We start from the raw sequence: 15,177 nt of genomic DNA, 5'->3' as shown, positions 1-15,177 counted from the left end.
TCTGGATTTAGCGCAAATCCCCGGTCGCCACAAAACCACCCTGCGCCGCGCTCTGCGAGCCGCGCTCCAGCAAGGCCATCACCTGGTGTACCTGCTGCGGGGGCACCGGCGCGGCGCTGGACTGGCCCAGCAAGTAGTCGCGCACACCGGCGTAGTACTGCAAATAGTTGCCGGACGTATCGGGGGTGGTGGAGCTGATCTGCTGGCCATCCACGGTGCGCAACATTTGGCCGGGCAGCGGGTCGCTGCCCCAATCGCCCAGGCTGGCGAGCTGCGGGCGGGCTCCGGCTTTCAGGGTGTCCTCTTGCGTATCCAGCCCAAACTTGGTGAATGAGCCGCCCGTGCCGTGCAGCACAAAGCGCGGCCCGCTGGCGGTGACGCAAGAGCTGGCGTGCAGCACCACACGCATGCCGGGGTAGGTGGAGGGGTAGCGCAACTGGGCGTGGAAGTAGTCATTGGTTTGGGTGTGCTCGCGCTGGCGGGCCACGTCGAGCAGCAGGTCGTCGGGCACGCCGAAGAGTTGCAGGGCCTGGTCTACTAGGTGTGCACCCAGGTCCATCCACAGATCGGAGCCGGGTATGTCCTGCTCGCGCCAGCGGCCGGGGATGACGTGGCGGAAACGGTCAAAGTGCGATTCAAAATGCGTGATGCGCCCCAGCTGCCCGCTGGCCAGCACCTGCTGTAGCAGGAAGAAGTCGCCGTCATAGCGGCGGTTCTGGTAGACGGTGAGCATGCGGTTCTGCTGCTGGGCTACGGCCAGTAAATCTTCGGTTTCGGCCAGGGTCACAGTGCAAGGTTTGTCCACCACCACATGCTTGCCCGCCAGCAGCGCGGTGCGGGCCAGGGCGTGGTGGCTGGCGTTGCTGGTGGCGATGATGACCAGGTCGATGGCCGGGTCGGCAAACGCGGCCTCGGGCGTGGGTACCACTTTGACATCCGGCCAATCTTTGTTTACCGCCTCGGGTTTGCTGGAGCAGATGCAGGCCAGTTCCAGGCCGGGCACACCGGCGATCAGCGGTGCGTGGAAGACGCGGCCCGCCAAGCCATAGCCGATGACGGCGACGCGGATGGGAGCGACGCAAATGGGGGAGGTAGGCGGGGTGTGTTGGATAGTTGCCATGGTGTGTCCTTGTTGGTCTGGTTCAAACGCCTTGGTTGCGCATCCAGTCGGCGGTCTGGAAAAAACTGGCCTGCAGCCGGGCGCGCAGGGTGGCATCCACGCCGGTTTCACCCATGGCCTGGTCCATACAGGCCAGCCACTGGTCGCGCTCCAGGATGCCGATCTTGAACGGCAGGTGCCGGGCGCGCAAGCGCGGGTGGCCAAACTGCTCGGTGTAGGTTTGTGGCCCGCCCAGCCAGCCGCACAGGAATAAAAATAAGCGCTGCCGCGCATGGTCCAGCCCGGGGCCATGGGCCGCCCGCAGCGCGGTAAAGCCCGGCTCCAGGTCCATCAGGTCATAGAAACGGTCCACCAGCGCACGCACCGGGGCTTCGCCACCGATCCATTCAAACGGTGTGGCAGCTGGGGGTTTTTCTTGGATCTGCATGGCTGAAAAATAAAAATTTATAAGAAATACGGCTCTAGCGCATGTTCTATCTACGCTACCAGCTATTAAAAATAGAGCACACAAGCCCCTAAGGTTTGCGCGCCCCAGTGTACGATTTCGAAAGTTATTCAATAAAAACTATCGTCGAAATAAATTCGATTGCCTATACACATGACGCAGCTTTGAATACCATCCAGTCTCATCTCCAACCCACCACAAGGAAGACACCATGCGCGAACTCAAAACCATAGCGGGGTTGCTGATCAACAGTGCAGGCCTGGTGATCCTGCTGTCCAACCTGGCGCAGTGGCACGCGGGCTAAGCTTATCCAGCCTGCGTTTGCGCTCGTGGCGAATGCAGACGGTTTGAAGGCGCTTACATCGCCATGGCGGGGGTAAGCCCGGCGTATAGTCGCCCGCTGACCTTATGAAGCATTTACTCAATTTATTGGCCGCCATCGCGCTGCTTGTCTGGGGAACCCATCTGGTGCGCACCGGCGTACTGCGGGTATTTGGGGCCAACCTGCGACAGATTCTGGCGCACAGCATGGGCAACCGGTTCACCGCTGCGTTGTCCGGCATTGGCGTGACGGCCCTGGTGCAGTCCAGCACCGCCACCTCGCTGATGACCTCCTCCTTCGTCGGCCAGGGCCTGATCACCCTGCCCGCCGCGTTGGCCATCATGCGCGGGGCCGACATCGGCACCAGCCTGATGTCGGTGCTGTTCTCGTTCGACCTGTCCTGGCTGTCGCCGCTGTTCATCTTTGTGGGCGTGGTGCTGTTCCTGTCCACCAAGGACGGCACCGCCGGGCGCATTGGCCGTGTGCTGATTGGCCTGGGGCTGATGCTGCTGGCTTTGCGGCTGGTGGTGGAAGCCACCGAGCCGCTCCTGGCCTCGCCCGTGGTGCGCAGCCTGCTGGCTGCCGTCAGCAGCGATGTGCTGATGGAGATCACCCTGGGCATGCTGCTGGCGGTGTTGGCCTATTCCAGCCTGGCAGTAGTGCTGTTGATCGCTGCGCTGGCCGCGTCCCACGTGATCCAGATGGACGTAGCGCTGGGCCTGGTGCTGGGGGCCAACCTGGGTAGCGGCGCGCTGGCGGTGCTGACCACCTCTAAGTCGGCCATCGAAGTGCGCCAGGTCACCGTGGGCAACTTTGTCTTCAAGCTGATGGGCGTGGTGCTGGTCGCCCCCTGCATAGGCCTGTGGCTGCGCCATGTGCACCCGTCCATGCCCGATGCCACCCAAGGCGTGGTGCTGTTCCACCTGGCCTTCAACGTGGTGATGAGCGTGGCCTTTATCGGGCTGACGCAGCTGGTCGCCAAGGCCATGGAAAAACTGCTGCCCAAGCCGCCCGCCCAACCGGCCGAACGCACCCGGCCCCAGCACCTGGACCCTTCTGCTTTGTCCACCCCCTCGCTGGCCATCTCCTGCGCGGCGCGCGAGGCCCTGCACCAGGCCGACGTGGTGGAGACCATGATGCTGGGCATACTGACCGTTATCAAAAACAACGACCTTGCGTTGGCCGACGAACTGCGCAAGCTCGACGACACGGTAGACCGCCTGTACTCGGCCATCAAGTACTACCTGACCAAGATCTCGCGCGAAGCCCTGTCGGAAGAAGAAAGCCGCCGCTGGACCGACATCATCAGCTTCACCATCAATATGGAGCAGATCGGCGACATCATCGAGCGCGTGCTGATCGACGTGGAGGACAAAAAGATCAAGCCTGGCCGCAACTTCTCCGAGGCAGGCATGAATGAGATCACCGAGCTCCACGCCCGGCTGGTAGACAACCTGCGCCTGTCGATGAGCGTGTTTTTGAACGGCAATGTGCACGATGCCAAGAAGCTGCTGGAAGAAAAAGCCCGCTTCCGCGACCTGGAGCACGCCTACTCGCGTTCGCACCTGATCCGTCTGGCCGACAACACCCAGTCCAGTATTGAGACCAGCTCACTGCACATCGATTTGATCAGCGAGTTGAAGCGCATCAACTCGCACATCTGCTCGATTGCTTACCCGATTCTGGATTCCGCCGGGGCGCTGGCACCGAACCGGCTGCGCACCTCGAAGCTGGCGGATTTGGGTTAATTATGTATCCAAGGACTCAGTGGTAATCGTCTTCGCGCTGGTGCCGAATGGCCAAAATCGTGACGGCGTTACCAGCGTCGATCTCGTACATGGCCACGTAGCCCGTGCGGCGCAGCGGAATCACCAGCTCCCGTAAAAACGGGCTGGCCCCGGCTTTGCGAAAAATGAACGGGGTGCGGGCCAGGTGGGTTTCAACCGCAGTGCGGATGGCATCCACCGTGTCTTGCGCTGCATCAAAGTCCTCAGTGGTCCGAGCCCGGTCCAACAAAAAGTCCAACAAGCGCAGTAAATCGTCGCGGGCGGCATCGGTATACCGCACGTCAAAGTGATCGGTCACCCAAGCACCTGTTTACGCCGCCCATCCAGTCTGCGTTGCATCTCGTCATGCACATCGCTGGCGGCGTGGAAGCTACCGCTGCGCTGGGCATCGGCACTGGATTGCAGGCCCCGGGCCAAAAATTCAGCCTGCGCCAAACGCCGCTGGATGGTTTCGCGCACCGCCGTTTCTACCAAACTGGTGAGGGTTTCCCCCTCACGCAGCACGTGTTGGGCGGCTTCGCGCAGTGCGGCATCGACCCGCACAGAAGGAAAGCTGGTGGTTTTCATGATGCATTGCGTTGTATTTGCGATGCAACAGTCTACTACCCGCCCGTCACCGGCGGGAAGAACGCCACTTCTGCACCGTCCACCAGCGCGGCTTGCGCGTCCACCATCACCTGGTTCAGCGCCACCCGCACCGACCGGTCGGGGGCCAGGCTGCTGGCGTAGGCACCACCCCGGGCCACCAGCTCGTCGCGCAGGGCCTGCACGGTGGCGGTGGTCGTGTCCACCGCTTCCTGGCCGGTGCCCAGTGCCTCGCGGATGGAGGCGAAATATTTCACTGTGAGCTTCATGCTTGCAGCTCCGCCAGGGGAATAAAACGCACCGTGTCGCCCCAGGCGATGGTCTGGCCGGGCTGGGTGTCTACCAGGCCGTCGGCCCAAGCTGCGCTGGTGAGCACGCCGGAGCTTTGGTTGGCAAACAAATCCAGCCCGCCCGCCGCGTTGCGCCGCACCCGCAAAAATTCACGCCGCTTGTCGGCCCGGGGCCAGTCGAAGTGCGCGGGCAGGTGCATGGCGGGCGGCTCCACGGCGGTGGCACCTTGCAGGCGCAGCACAAAGGGGCGCACCAGCAGCAAGAAGGTCACAAAGCTAGCAACAGGGTTGCCGGGCAGGCCGATGAAGTGGCTGCCCTCGACCTTGCCGTAGGCGAACGGCTTGCCGGGCTTGATGGCCAGTTGCCACAGGTGCAGGCTGCCCAGCGTCTGTACGGCGGCTTTGACGTGGTCTTCTTCGCCCACCGAGACACCGCCGCTGGTCAGGATCAGGTCGTGCGTCTGGCTGGCGGCGCGCAGTGCGTCGACCGTGGCATCACGCTGGTCGGGCACGATGCCCAGGTCCGTGACCACGCAGCCCATGCGCCGCAACAGGGCACGCAGAAAGAAGCGGTTGGAGTTGTAGATGGCCCCCGGGCGCATGTCTTGCGGGGCTACGTCGCCGGGCATGACCAGTTCGTCGCCGGTGGAGAACAAGGCCACGCGGGGGCGGCGCGCCACAGCCAACGTATCCATGCCAATACTGGCCGCCAGCGCAATAGATGCGGGCGTAAGCCGCTCACCTTTTGATAGCACCACAGCATTTTTGGCCACGTCCTCGCCCGCGCGGCGCACGCACTGGCCTGGCTGGGGCGGGCGCAGCACGCGCACCGTGCCATCGGGCTGCACTTCACATTCCTCCTGCATCACCACCGCATCGGCACCCACGGGCATGGGCGCGCCGGTGAAGATGCGGGCTACGGTGCCGGGCTGCAGGGGCTCGGGCGCACTGCCTGCGGCGATGCGCTGGGACACCGGGAGCGCAGCATCCGCTACATCCGCCACATCGGCGCAGCGCATGGCGTAGCCGTCCATCGCGCTGTTGTCGAACGACGGTACTTGCAATGGAGACACGGCATCCTGCGACAGCACGCGGCCATCGGCATCGAAGGTATTGGCACTTTCAACAGCGGCCAGCGGCACGGCGTAGGCCAGCAGGGTGGCCAGCGCGTCGTCCAGGGGGATCAAAGGGGCACGGGGAGTCATACAGGGGCCTGGTATTCAAAGAGGGCTGCGTGCTGCTGCAACCAAGCCACCACGGCGGCAGGGTGGTTGATGTCCAGCACGGGCAGCGTGGAGGGACTGGGCAGCGGGGAGTCGGTGGCGATGGCAACGATGCGCGGGTCATCGGGGTACTGCACCGGCTGCTCGGACGCGGCGCGCCAGACTTCGATCTTGGGCAGTTCGCTGGTTTTGAAACCTTCCACCAGCACCCAGTCCACGCCGGGGCTGAGTTCGGCAATCAGCGCATGGACCGACAGACGCTCCGGCTCGGCAAATTCACGCACCAGGGCCAGGCGCAGGTCGGAGGCAATCACCACCTCGTACGCGCCCGCCTGGCGGTGCCGCCAGCTGTCTTTGCCCGGCTGGTCGATGTCGAAGCGATGGTGCGCATGCTTGGCCACCGAAACGCGCAGGCCCTGCTGCTTGAGCAGCGGGATCAACTGCTCGACCAGAGTGGTTTTGCCCGAGCCGGAGAACCCAGCGAAGACCACGGCCTTCATGCCTGCATCTGACAAAAACTACATTTTTGATAGCTACCAGTGCAGGTGGTACATGTGCTAGCAGCTGTTTTAAGCACAAGTTTTCTCGATCAAGGCTTTGATCTGGGCCACATCGGCGGGCAGGTTCAGCACGCGCTTGGGCAAGGCCTCGATGCCCAGGAACTGCGGCGGCCGGTCGGGTTCGCGGCCCAGGGCTTCCACAATGGTGGCGGCAAACTTGATGGGCAATGCGGTCTCTAACACGATCATCTGCACACCGGCTTGCAGGTGTTCGCGAGCGACTTTCAGGCCGTCGGCAGTGTGGGTGTCGATGACCATGCCGAAGCGGGCATCGGTATCGCGGATAGTGGCCAGGCGGTCGGCGTGGGTGCTCTTGCCGCTGGCAAAGCCGTAGCGGCTGGCGGCTTGCTGGAAGGCCGGGTCGGCGCTCAGGTCGAAATAGCCCTGGGCCGCCAGCTGGGTGCTGAACAGGTCTTTGGTGCGGGCACCAATGCGGCCCACCAGGTCGAACACAAAGCGCTCGAAGTTGGAGGCCTTGGAAATGTCCATCGACGGGCTGGAGGTTTCATGCGTGTCGGCGCTGCCACGCACGCGGTAGATGCCGGTGCGGAAGAACTCGTCCAGCACATCGTTCTCGTTCGTGGCAACCACCAGCTTTTCGATCGGCAGGCCCATCATGCGCGCCACATGGCCTGCGCAAACGTTGCCGAAGTTGCCCGAGGGGACGGAGAAGCTGACCTTTTGGTCATTGCTCTCGGTGGCCTGGATGTACCCGGCAAAGTAATACACCACCTGGGCCAGCAAGCGCGCCCAGTTGATGCTGTTGACGGTGCCGATCTTGTACTTGCGCTTGAAATCCAGGTCGTTCGACACGGCTTTCACGATGTCCTGGCAGTCGTCGAACACGCCTTCGATGGCGATGTTGACGATGTTCTCGTCCATCAGGCTGAACATCTGCGCCTGCTGGAACGGGCTCATGCGGCCTTGCGGCGAGGTCATGAACACGCGCACGCCTTTCTTGCCGCGCATGGCGTATTCGGCCGCGCTGCCGGTGTCGCCGCTGGTGGCACCCAGGATGTTGAGCTCTTCGCCGCGCCGGGCCAGCTCGTACTCGAACAGGTTGCCCAGCAGCTGCATGGCCATGTCCTTGAAGGCCAGCGTGGGGCCGTTGGACAGACCCTCCAGCAGCACGCCGTTTTCCAGATGCCGTAACGGCACGATTTCGCCAGTGCGGAAGACTTCGGCGGTGTAGGTCTTAGTGCACAGGGCACGCAGGTCGGTGGCAGGAATATCGTCGATATACAGCGACAGGATCTCGAAAGCCAGCTCGGCATAGCCCTGCTGGTGGTAAACCGTGCGCCAGCGGGTCAGCGTGGCGGCATCCACCTGCGGGTAGTGCGCGGGCAGGTACAGGCCGCCATCGGGGGCCAGGCCTTCGAGCAAGATTTCGCAGAATTGGCGCGGCGTGGCATCGCCACGGGTAGAGAGGTAGTGCATGGGGTTGTCTCGCAGTCAATGTGCCGCAACGCAGGGTGCTTGCGCGCCAGATGTGTGTATAAATTTTAGCAACGCAGAGCCACCACCATGCTGACGTAAACCCAGACGTAAAAAAACCCAGCCAGGCTGGGTTTTTCAAGAGCCGAAGGGCTGCTTATTTTGCACATGCCTTGCCACCAGCGGGGTGGTTGCCCTTGGCCTTGGCATCGGCTTCGGCCAGGTATTCACCGGTCTTGGTCTTGCCGTAGAACTTGCTGCCTTCGCAATGGTAGGTCTTGGACTTGTCGTTGACCCAGACCTTGCCGTCGCCGCCGCCAGCGGCTACCGCAGTGGGCGCGGCAGAGGCGGCTTTCTTAGCGGCAGGGGCTGCTGCTGCGGGTTTGGCAGCGGGTGTTGCAGGAGCAGCAGCGGAGGCCATGGCAGCAGGAGCAGAGGCAGTGGCGGCAGGCACGGCGGTAGCGGCAAAGCCCGCACCGGCGAAGCACATTCCAAGGGCGATAGCGAGAGCACGGATATTGGATTTCATGGGGATTCCTTAAAAAAGCTTGCAGTTGAGAGGACCACAGCGCCCAGTGTTTGCGCTTGTGAACTTCAACGGCCCATGCCGTGTCCAGGACGACCGCTTTACATCACGCTAACTCTTCTTTACGAATGCGCGTGATCGGCGCCAGCACGGTGGGCAGGGCCTGCATCTGCGCCAGGGCCACGTCCATGCGCGATTCAATACAGTCGTGGGTCAGGATGATCACGTCGGTCTGGGTGGCACCCTCGCCGCCCACTTCGTCGGCTTCGCGCTGCAGCACCGCGTCGATGCTGATGTCGGCGGCCGCCAGCAGGCCGGTCACGGTGGCCAGCACGCCGGCCTGGTCGGCCACACGCAGGCGCAGGTAGTAACTGGTGACGACTTCGCCCATGGGCAGTACCGGCAGGTCGCTCATGGAGTGGTGCTGGAAGGCCAGGTAGGGCACGCGCTGGGCAGGCTCGGCGGTGTGCAGGCGGGCAATGTCCACCAGATCGGCAATCACCGCGCTGGCGGTGGGCTCGCTGCCCGCGCCCTTGCCGTAGTACAGCGTGGTGCCCACGGCATCGCCTTGCACCATCACCGCGTTCATGGCACCTTCCACATTGGCGATCAGACGCTTGGCCGGGACCAGGCTGGGGTGCACGCGCAGCTCTACACCATTGGCAGTACGCTTGGTGATGCCCAGCAGCTTGATGCGGTAGCCCAGCTGTTCGGCGTAGCGGATGTCTTGCGCGCCGAGCTGGGTGATGCCTTCGACATAGGCTTTGTCGAACTGCACGGGGATGCCGAAGGCAATCGCCGACATCAGCGTCAGCTTGTGGGCCGCGTCCACGCCTTCGATGTCAAAGGTGGGGTCGGCCTCGGCGTAGCCCAGACGCTGGGCTTCCTTGAGTACCACGCCAAAGTCCAGCCCCTTGTCGCGCATTTCGCTGAGGATGAAGTTGGTGGTGCCGTTAATGATGCCCGCCACCCACTGGATACTGTTGGCCGTCAGGCCTTCGCGCAGCGCCTTGATGATGGGGATGCCCCCGGCCACGGCGGCTTCAAACGCCACCATCACGCCCTTGGCATGGGCGGCAGCGAAGATTTCGGTGCCGTGCACGGCCAGCAGCGCCTTGTTGGCGGTGACCACGTGCTTGCCAGCGGCAATGGCTTCCAGCACGAGTTCCTTGGCCAGTGTGGTGCCGCCGATGAGCTCGACCACGATGTCGATGGCCGGGTTTTGCACGATGGCGCGCGCGTCGGCCACCACCTGGGCGCGGTCGCCCACCAAAGCCTGGGCCTCGGCAATATTTCGGCGCGACACCATAGTGACTTCAATGCCACGCCCGGCGCGGCGCTTGATTTCTTCCTGGTTGCGTTGCAATACGTTGAACACGCCGCTGCCGACGGTGCCGATGCCGAGGATGCCTACTTGGATGGGTTTCATATCAGTTTTATAGTTAAATAATGGCTCTAGCGCAGGTACTGCTTAGGCTAGGCGCTACGTTTACGATAGTGTTCCAGGAATTTGGCCACGCGCTGAATAGCTTCGCGCAGGTCGTCTTCGTGGGGCAAAAATACGATGCGGAAGTGGTCTGGTGTGGGCCAGTTGAAGCCCGTGCCCTGCACCAGCATCACATGGGTTTCCTGCAGCAGCTCGAGGATGAACTGCTGGTCGTCCTCGATCGGGTACATCGCCCGGTCCAGCTTGGGGAACATGTACAACGCGGCGGTGGGCTTGACGCAGCTGACTCCGGGGATGGCAGTGATCAGCTCGTAGGCCAGGTCGCGCTGGCGGCGCAGGCGGCCGCCCTCGCCCACCAGGTCGTTGATGCTCTGGTAGCCGCCCAGCGCCGTCTGGATCGCCCACTGGCCGGGCACGTTGGCGCACAGCCGCATGTTGGAGAGCATGTTCAGGCCTTCAATGTAGTCGCGCGCCGGTTTCTTGTCGCCCGACACCACCATCCAGCCCGCGCGGTAACCGCAGGAGCGGTAGCTTTTGCTTAAAGAATTGAAGGTCAGGGTCAGCACGTCGTCGCTCAGCGAGGCCATGGCCGTGTGCTTGGCACCGTCGTAGAGCACCTTGTCGTAGACCTCGTCGGCAAACACCACCAAGCCAAATTCACGGGCCAGCGCCACGATGCCTGTGAGCAGGGCATCGGAATACAGCGCGCCGGTCGGGTTGTTGGGATTGATGACCACAATGCCCTTGGTGCGCGGCGTGATGCGGGCGCGGATGTCGTCCAAGTCGGGCATCCAGCCATTGGCTTCGTCGCAGATGTAATGCACCGGCGTGCCGCCCGACAGGCTGACCGCCGCCGTCCACAGCGGGTAGTCGGGGGCAGGCAACAGCAGCTCGTCGCCATCGTTAAGCAGCGCATTGGTGGCCATCACGATCAGCTCGCTGGCCCCGTTGCCCAGGTAAATGTCATCCAAGGTGACAGCTTTTACACCCTGTTGCTGGGTGTAGTGCATGACCGCTTTGCGCGCACCAAAAATGCCTTTGCTGTCCGAATAACCAGCCGAATTGGGCAGGTTGCGGATCATGTCCTGCTGGATTTCTTCGGGCGAATCAAAGCCAAACACCGCCAGGTTGCCGATGTTGAGTTTGATGATTTTTTGGCCCTCTTCCTCCATCTGGCGCGCCGCGTCCATGATGGGGCCGCGGATGTCGTAGCACACACTGGCCAGCTTGGTGGATTTTTGGATGGTCTTCATGGTGTCTCTGGCGGGCGCAGGCTCAAGCCGCCGCCGCAGGCTGTCTGTAAGAATGGAAACTTATAATTGGACCACACTTGTAAACCTGATCCATGAAGCTCCAACCCGATAAATTCGACGTGCAATCCATCACTGGCTACGGGCCAGGCTGGGTGGGCATCAACACCGACAAAGTCGCGCACAGCGTGGTGGTAGGTTCACGCGGCGAGCGGCTGGAATGGCAATGCAGCCGTTTTGAAGACTTAACACCCGAGCACTTTGCCCAACTGGCCGCCATGGCCCCGGAACTGGTGATTTTTGGCAGCGGCAGCCGCATCCGCTTCCCACAGCCGGTGTGGCTCAAGCCCCTGATGGCACAGCGCATCGGCATCGAGACCATGGACACCCAGGCCGCCTGCCGCACCTACAACATCCTGGCCCAGGAGGGCCGCCACGTGGTGGCTGCCCTCCTGCTGGAGTCCGCCGCCTGAGCCCGCAGATCGGCCGCCCGGTTTCCGAGTAAAATCGAGGGTTGCAGTTTGAAGCAGCCAGCGGTCAAGCTTTGGTGGCATCACGGGCATGCTAGCACCGCTTTTCCGGCCTTTCGCACCAGCCACTTCAAGCTTTCGACGACCACACCCAGTCACAAGAGACCCCAAGCACTATGGCGATCGTTGTCAATAAACTTATCTCTGAATTTGAAGCCAACGCCACCGGCGGCATCAAAGTTTCCAACACCACCCACCTCGGCAAAGTAGTGGTTTTGTATTTTTACCCGAAGGACAACACCCCCGGTTGCACCACCGAAGCCATGCAGTTCCGCGACAAGCACAAGGAATTCGTCAAGGCCGGTGCCACCGTGTTCGGCGTGTCGCGCGACAACATGAAGTCGCACGATGAATTCAAAACCAAGCTTGAGCTGCCGTTTGAACTCATCGCCGATACCGAGGAAAAAATGTGCCACATGTTTGGCGTGGTCAAAAACAAGATCATGTACGGCAAAAAGGTCAAGGGCATCGAGCGCAGCACCTTCCTCATCGGTGCCGATGGCATCCTGAAGAACGAGTGGCGCGGCCTGAAAGTCCCCGGCCACGTGGACGACGTGCTGCAAGCCGTCAAAGACCTGAAAAAAGCGGTGTAGCTATCCCTCAGCCAGCAAGTAGTACCGCAACAGGGCTCATGCATAATGAAAACATGTTGCTGGTAAATCTAACTACGCTCCCCCTCAAAAGCCGCCCGGCCTGCCTGGCGGCTTTTGTGCTTTTTGATTGCCTTTAATTTAACGAGCGAGTCCCACGACCTATGCCATTGCCTCCCGCCCCCACCAAGCGCGCCGCCACTTTGGCCCGTGAAGCCTATGACGTGGTCGCCAAGCCCGTCAAAAAAACGGGGACCAGCCGGGTACCTAAAGCCGCGGCCAACGCATCTGCTCTGCAAGAAAAACCGCAAGCCCGCAGCATGGAGCCCGTGGCCGAGCTCAAGCGCGACAAGCCCGCGCCCGAGTTGCCTAAAACCGCCCCCAGCCTGGACAAACCCAGCGAAGCCCCGGCACGCAACCGCAATGCCGCCCTGCTGCAAGAGCCCGCACCCAAACGCAAAGCGCCCAAGAGCACCGGCCCGGCCAAGCTGTTTGTGCTGGACACCAATGTGCTGATGCACGACCCCATGTGCTTGTACCGGTTTGAAGAGCACGACATCTTCCTGCCCATGATCGTGCTCGAAGAGCTAGACAGCAACAAAAAGGGCATGACCGAAGTCGCCCGCAACGCCCGCCAGACCAGCCGCTCGCTGGACGCACTGGCCGGTGCCAAAGAAGCTGATATAGCCGTGGGCCTGAAGCTGGACACCACCGGCCACCTGGAAGCCGGCGGCAAGCTGTTCTTCCAGACCCAGACGCTCAACTACACCCTGCCCAGCAGCCTGCCTCAGGGCAAGGCCGACAACCAGATCCTGGGTGTGGTCGAGGCGCTGCGCCCGCTGCACCCGGGCCGCGAGGTGGTGCTGGTGTCGAAAGACATCAACATGCGCGTCAAGGCCCGGGCCCTGGGCCTGGCCGCCGAGGACTACCAAAGCGACAAGGCGCTGGACGACGGCGAATTCCTGTACTCCGGTGCACTGGCTCTGCCCGCCGACTTCTGGACCAAGCACGGCAAAACCGTGGAGAGCTGGCAGCAAGGCCTGTACACCTTCTACCGCATCTCCGGCCCTATCGTGCCCGAGATGATGGTGAACCAGTTTGTGTACTTCGAGTCGCCGGGCGAGCCCAATCTGTACGCCCGCGTTACCGAAATCCGCGCCAAAACCGCGGTGCTCAAGACGCTGAAGGACTACAACCACCTCAAGCACGCCGTATGGGGTGTGACCACCCGCAACCGCGAACAAAACTTCGCGATGAACCTGCTGCTCGACCCCGAAGTCGATTTCGTCACCCTGACCGGTAATGCAGGCACCGGCAAGACCCTGATGGCCCTGGCTGCGGGCCTGACCCAGGTGCTGGACGAGCGCCGCTACACCGAAATCATCATGACGCGGGCGACTGTCAGCGTTGGTGAAGATATCGGCTTCCTGCCCGGCACCGAGGAAGAAAAAATGGGCCCCTGGATGGGCGCACTGGACGACAACCTGGAAGTGCTGGCCAAGACCGAAACCAGTGCAGGCGAATGGGGCCGCTCGGCCACCAACGAGCTGATCCGCTCGCGCATCAAGATCAAGAGCATGAACTTCATGCGCGGCCGCACCTTCCTGAACAAGTACGTGATCATCGACGAGGCGCAGAATCTGACGCCCAAGCAGATGAAGACGCTTATTACCCGCGCCGGCCCCGGCACCAAGATCGTCTGCATGGGCAACCTGCAGCAGATCGACACGCCCTACCTGACCGAGGGTTCCTCCGGCCTGACCTTTGCGGTAGACAAGTTCAAAGGCTGGCCGCACAGCGGCCACATCATGCTGGCGCGCGGCGAACGCTCACGCCTAGCCGACTTCGCCAGCGAGGTTTTGTAAACTCTACCGAGACACACCATGATTTTAGAAATTGCCGACATCCGTATTCGCCCTGGCGAACAAGCTGCATTCGATGCCGCCATCACGCGGGGCCTAGAAACCGTCATCAGCAAGAACGCGGGCTGTACCGGCTACAAGGTCAACAAGGGCGTGGAAAGCCCCGAGCGCTACGTGCTACAGATCTTCTGGACGTCCATCGAAGCCCATAACGTCGGCTTCCGCGAAAGCCCGGCATTTGCCGAGTGGCGCGCCATCGTCGGCCCGTTCTTCGCCAGCCCGCCCGTGGTGGAGCACTTCGAACTGGTGACCCAATCGCCCTGATCTGACAGGTGCAAAAAAGCCCGGGGAACCCATCGGTTCCACGGGCTTTTTTTTGGGCTGTGCCTTATTGAGCGGAACGTTCAGCCAGGAAGATTTCTACGCGGCGGTTGCGGGCACGCCCGGCATCGCTGCTGTTGTCGGCCACAGGTTCACGCGAACCCCTGCCCGCCACGATGATGCGACGCATGTCCACGCCACGGGCGGCCAGGTAGTCGCGTGCGGCATCGGCCCGGTCAAGCGACAGAGGTTCGTTGATGCTATTGCTACCGGTGCTGTCAGTGTGGCCGATGATGCGCACCTCGGTGTTGGGCTGGTTTTGCAGGCCGCTGGCAAACTGGTCCAGGATGGGACGCAGATTGGGCTTGATGTTGGCGCGGCCCGTGTCAAACGAGATATCACTGGGGATGTTCAGCTTGAGCTGGTTGTCGGCCGTTTGCGTCACCGCCACGCCGGTGCCTGCGGTGGCCTGCTCCATGGCCGCTTTTTTGTCCTGCATGTGCTTGGACCAGACGTAGCCGCCCAGCGCGCCAAGCCCGGCACCGATGGCCGCGCCGCCCTTGCTGTCACCAATGATCACGCCGGCCAGTGCGCCAAGGCCTGCACCGGTCGCAGTGCCTTTTTGCGTTTCGCTCATGTTGGCACAACCGCCCAGGGCCATGGCCATGACCGTGGTGGCCAGTACAGCGGTACGGGTGGCACGGCGGGTGCGGGAAATTGTCGTCATTTGCATTCTGATCATCCTTAAAAATAGGTAAGTGGATAGTCCGCTACCTTAACGCTTTGTACCCCGATTTGGTTACAACGGCTTGAACGTCCCCACAGCCTAGTATTCATAAAAAATAGGCCTCTAGCGCATACGATATCTACGCCAGTAGCTATTAA

Annotated in this window: 17 protein-coding genes; 5 read left to right on the top strand and 12 right to left on the bottom strand. The window is 62.0% G+C overall.

What is annotated here, in order from left to right:
* Positions 1 to 7: 7 nt before the first annotated feature.
* The gene (locus AC097L_RS12685; protein WP_479586796.1) at positions 8 to 1,120 is read right to left on the bottom strand and encodes an oxidoreductase; all 1,113 of its coding nucleotides are present in this window, start codon (positions 1,118 to 1,120) and stop codon (positions 8 to 10) included.
* Between the two features lie 22 nt (positions 1,121 to 1,142).
* Positions 1,143 to 1,547 carry a group II truncated hemoglobin gene (locus tag AC097L_RS12680; protein WP_479586795.1) on the bottom strand — a complete coding sequence of 135 codons (405 nt, stop codon included), beginning with the start codon at positions 1,545 to 1,547 and terminating at the stop codon, positions 1,143 to 1,145.
* Positions 1,548 to 1,973: 426 nt separating this feature from the next.
* On the opposite strand from AC097L_RS12680, the gene AC097L_RS12675 reads away from it, so the two are divergent.
* The gene (locus AC097L_RS12675; RefSeq protein ID WP_479586794.1) at positions 1,974 to 3,635 is read left to right on the top strand and encodes a Na/Pi cotransporter family protein; all 1,662 of its coding nucleotides are present in this window, start codon (positions 1,974 to 1,976) and stop codon (positions 3,633 to 3,635) included.
* Between the two features lie 16 nt (positions 3,636 to 3,651).
* On the opposite strand, the gene AC097L_RS12670 is transcribed toward AC097L_RS12675, so the two are convergent.
* From AC097L_RS12670 to AC097L_RS12630, 9 genes are all read right to left on the bottom strand, one after another.
* Positions 3,652 to 3,972, bottom strand: a complete 321-nt coding sequence (locus AC097L_RS12670; RefSeq protein ID WP_479586793.1) for a type II toxin-antitoxin system RelE/ParE family toxin — start codon at positions 3,970 to 3,972, stop codon at positions 3,652 to 3,654.
* Positions 3,969 to 4,241, bottom strand: coding sequence for a YlcI/YnfO family protein (locus tag AC097L_RS12665; RefSeq protein WP_479586792.1), 273 nt, complete (start codon positions 4,239 to 4,241; stop codon positions 3,969 to 3,971). The genes AC097L_RS12670 and AC097L_RS12665 overlap by 4 nt, the downstream gene beginning before the upstream one ends.
* A 35-nt stretch (positions 4,242 to 4,276) precedes the next feature.
* Positions 4,277 to 4,528, bottom strand: a complete 252-nt coding sequence (gene moaD, locus AC097L_RS12660; protein WP_479586791.1) for a molybdopterin converting factor subunit 1 — start codon at positions 4,526 to 4,528, stop codon at positions 4,277 to 4,279.
* A complete protein-coding gene (locus AC097L_RS12655; protein WP_479586790.1) occupies positions 4,525 to 5,754 on the bottom strand; it encodes a molybdopterin molybdotransferase MoeA in 1,230 nt (409 codons plus the stop codon). Before AC097L_RS12655 ends, moaD begins: the two co-directional genes overlap by 4 nt.
* Positions 5,751 to 6,272, bottom strand: coding sequence for a molybdopterin-guanine dinucleotide biosynthesis protein B (gene mobB / locus AC097L_RS12650; RefSeq protein ID WP_479586789.1), 522 nt, complete (start codon positions 6,270 to 6,272; stop codon positions 5,751 to 5,753). Before mobB ends, AC097L_RS12655 begins: the two co-directional genes overlap by 4 nt.
* 69 nt (positions 6,273 to 6,341) lie before the next feature.
* Positions 6,342 to 7,769: a threonine synthase gene (gene thrC, locus AC097L_RS12645; RefSeq protein WP_479586788.1), complete on the bottom strand. Its 1,428-nt coding sequence runs from the start codon at positions 7,767 to 7,769 to the stop codon at positions 6,342 to 6,344.
* A 154-nt stretch (positions 7,770 to 7,923) separates the two neighbouring features.
* Positions 7,924 to 8,295, bottom strand: a complete 372-nt coding sequence (locus AC097L_RS12640; RefSeq protein ID WP_479586787.1) for a hypothetical protein — start codon at positions 8,293 to 8,295, stop codon at positions 7,924 to 7,926.
* 103 nt (positions 8,296 to 8,398) lie between these two features.
* The gene (locus AC097L_RS12635) at positions 8,399 to 9,721 is read right to left on the bottom strand and encodes a homoserine dehydrogenase (RefSeq protein ID WP_479586786.1); all 1,323 of its coding nucleotides are present in this window, start codon (positions 9,719 to 9,721) and stop codon (positions 8,399 to 8,401) included.
* Positions 9,722 to 9,768: 47 nt separating this feature from the next.
* Positions 9,769 to 10,992 carry a pyridoxal phosphate-dependent aminotransferase gene (locus AC097L_RS12630; protein WP_479586785.1) on the bottom strand — a complete coding sequence of 408 codons (1,224 nt, stop codon included), beginning with the start codon at positions 10,990 to 10,992 and terminating at the stop codon, positions 9,769 to 9,771.
* 92 nt (positions 10,993 to 11,084) lie between these two features.
* Between AC097L_RS12630 and AC097L_RS12625 the strand changes: the two genes are divergently transcribed.
* From AC097L_RS12625 to AC097L_RS12610, 4 genes are all read left to right on the top strand, one after another.
* Positions 11,085 to 11,462: an Mth938-like domain-containing protein gene (locus tag AC097L_RS12625; protein ID WP_479586784.1), complete on the top strand. Its 378-nt coding sequence runs from the start codon at positions 11,085 to 11,087 to the stop codon at positions 11,460 to 11,462.
* A gap of 173 nt (positions 11,463 to 11,635) precedes the next feature.
* Positions 11,636 to 12,112, top strand: coding sequence for a peroxiredoxin (locus AC097L_RS12620; protein ID WP_295956314.1), 477 nt, complete (start codon positions 11,636 to 11,638; stop codon positions 12,110 to 12,112).
* 161 nt (positions 12,113 to 12,273) lie between these two features.
* Complete coding sequence (locus tag AC097L_RS12615) at positions 12,274 to 13,974, top strand: PhoH family protein (RefSeq protein ID WP_479586783.1); 1,701 nt, start codon at positions 12,274 to 12,276, stop codon at positions 13,972 to 13,974.
* A gap of 18 nt (positions 13,975 to 13,992) precedes the next feature.
* Positions 13,993 to 14,295 carry an antibiotic biosynthesis monooxygenase family protein gene (locus AC097L_RS12610; protein ID WP_479586782.1) on the top strand — a complete coding sequence of 101 codons (303 nt, stop codon included), beginning with the start codon at positions 13,993 to 13,995 and terminating at the stop codon, positions 14,293 to 14,295.
* A 64-nt stretch (positions 14,296 to 14,359) separates the two neighbouring features.
* Here the strand turns inward: AC097L_RS12610 and AC097L_RS12605 are convergent, their stop codons facing one another.
* Positions 14,360 to 14,959, bottom strand: a complete 600-nt coding sequence (locus AC097L_RS12605; RefSeq protein WP_479586979.1) for a YiaD family glycine zipper/OmpA-like lipoprotein — start codon at positions 14,957 to 14,959, stop codon at positions 14,360 to 14,362.
* Between the last annotated feature and the right edge of the window lie 218 nt (positions 14,960 to 15,177).

Source organism: Rhodoferax sp. RT5P35 (genome assembly GCF_056521385.1).
Note: the sequence above shows the minus strand (reverse complement) of the source record. Positions and strands in the feature narration are given on the sequence as shown.

Bases quoted from the DNA above. Each gene is read 5' to 3' on its own strand.
- AC097L_RS12675 (WP_479586794.1), top strand. From the start codon at position 1,974: ATGAAGCATTTACTCAATTTATTGGCCGCCATCGCGCTGCTTGTCTGG.
- AC097L_RS12685 (WP_479586796.1), bottom strand. From the start codon at position 1,120: ATGGCAACTATCCAACACACCCCGCCTACCTCCCCCATTTGCGTCGCT.
- AC097L_RS12630 (WP_479586785.1), bottom strand. From the start codon at position 10,992: ATGAAGACCATCCAAAAATCCACCAAGCTGGCCAGTGTGTGCTACGAC.
- AC097L_RS12625 (WP_479586784.1), top strand. From the start codon at position 11,085: ATGAAGCTCCAACCCGATAAATTCGACGTGCAATCCATCACTGGCTAC.
- AC097L_RS12640 (WP_479586787.1), bottom strand. From the start codon at position 8,295: ATGAAATCCAATATCCGTGCTCTCGCTATCGCCCTTGGAATGTGCTTC.
- AC097L_RS12615 (WP_479586783.1), top strand. From the start codon at position 12,274: ATGCCATTGCCTCCCGCCCCCACCAAGCGCGCCGCCACTTTGGCCCGT.
- thrC (WP_479586788.1), bottom strand. From the start codon at position 7,769: ATGCACTACCTCTCTACCCGTGGCGATGCCACGCCGCGCCAATTCTGC.
- mobB (WP_479586789.1), bottom strand. From the start codon at position 6,272: ATGAAGGCCGTGGTCTTCGCTGGGTTCTCCGGCTCGGGCAAAACCACT.
- AC097L_RS12655 (WP_479586790.1), bottom strand. From the start codon at position 5,754: ATGACTCCCCGTGCCCCTTTGATCCCCCTGGACGACGCGCTGGCCACC.
- AC097L_RS12635 (WP_479586786.1), bottom strand. From the start codon at position 9,721: ATGAAACCCATCCAAGTAGGCATCCTCGGCATCGGCACCGTCGGCAGC.
- AC097L_RS12620 (WP_295956314.1), top strand. From the start codon at position 11,636: ATGGCGATCGTTGTCAATAAACTTATCTCTGAATTTGAAGCCAACGCC.
- AC097L_RS12610 (WP_479586782.1), top strand. From the start codon at position 13,993: ATGATTTTAGAAATTGCCGACATCCGTATTCGCCCTGGCGAACAAGCT.
- AC097L_RS12605 (WP_479586979.1), bottom strand. From the start codon at position 14,959: ATGGCCATGGCCCTGGGCGGTTGTGCCAACATGAGCGAAACGCAAAAA.
- moaD (WP_479586791.1), bottom strand. From the start codon at position 4,528: ATGAAGCTCACAGTGAAATATTTCGCCTCCATCCGCGAGGCACTGGGC.
- AC097L_RS12665 (WP_479586792.1), bottom strand. From the start codon at position 4,241: ATGAAAACCACCAGCTTTCCTTCTGTGCGGGTCGATGCCGCACTGCGC.
- AC097L_RS12680 (WP_479586795.1), bottom strand. From the start codon at position 1,547: ATGCAGATCCAAGAAAAACCCCCAGCTGCCACACCGTTTGAATGGATC.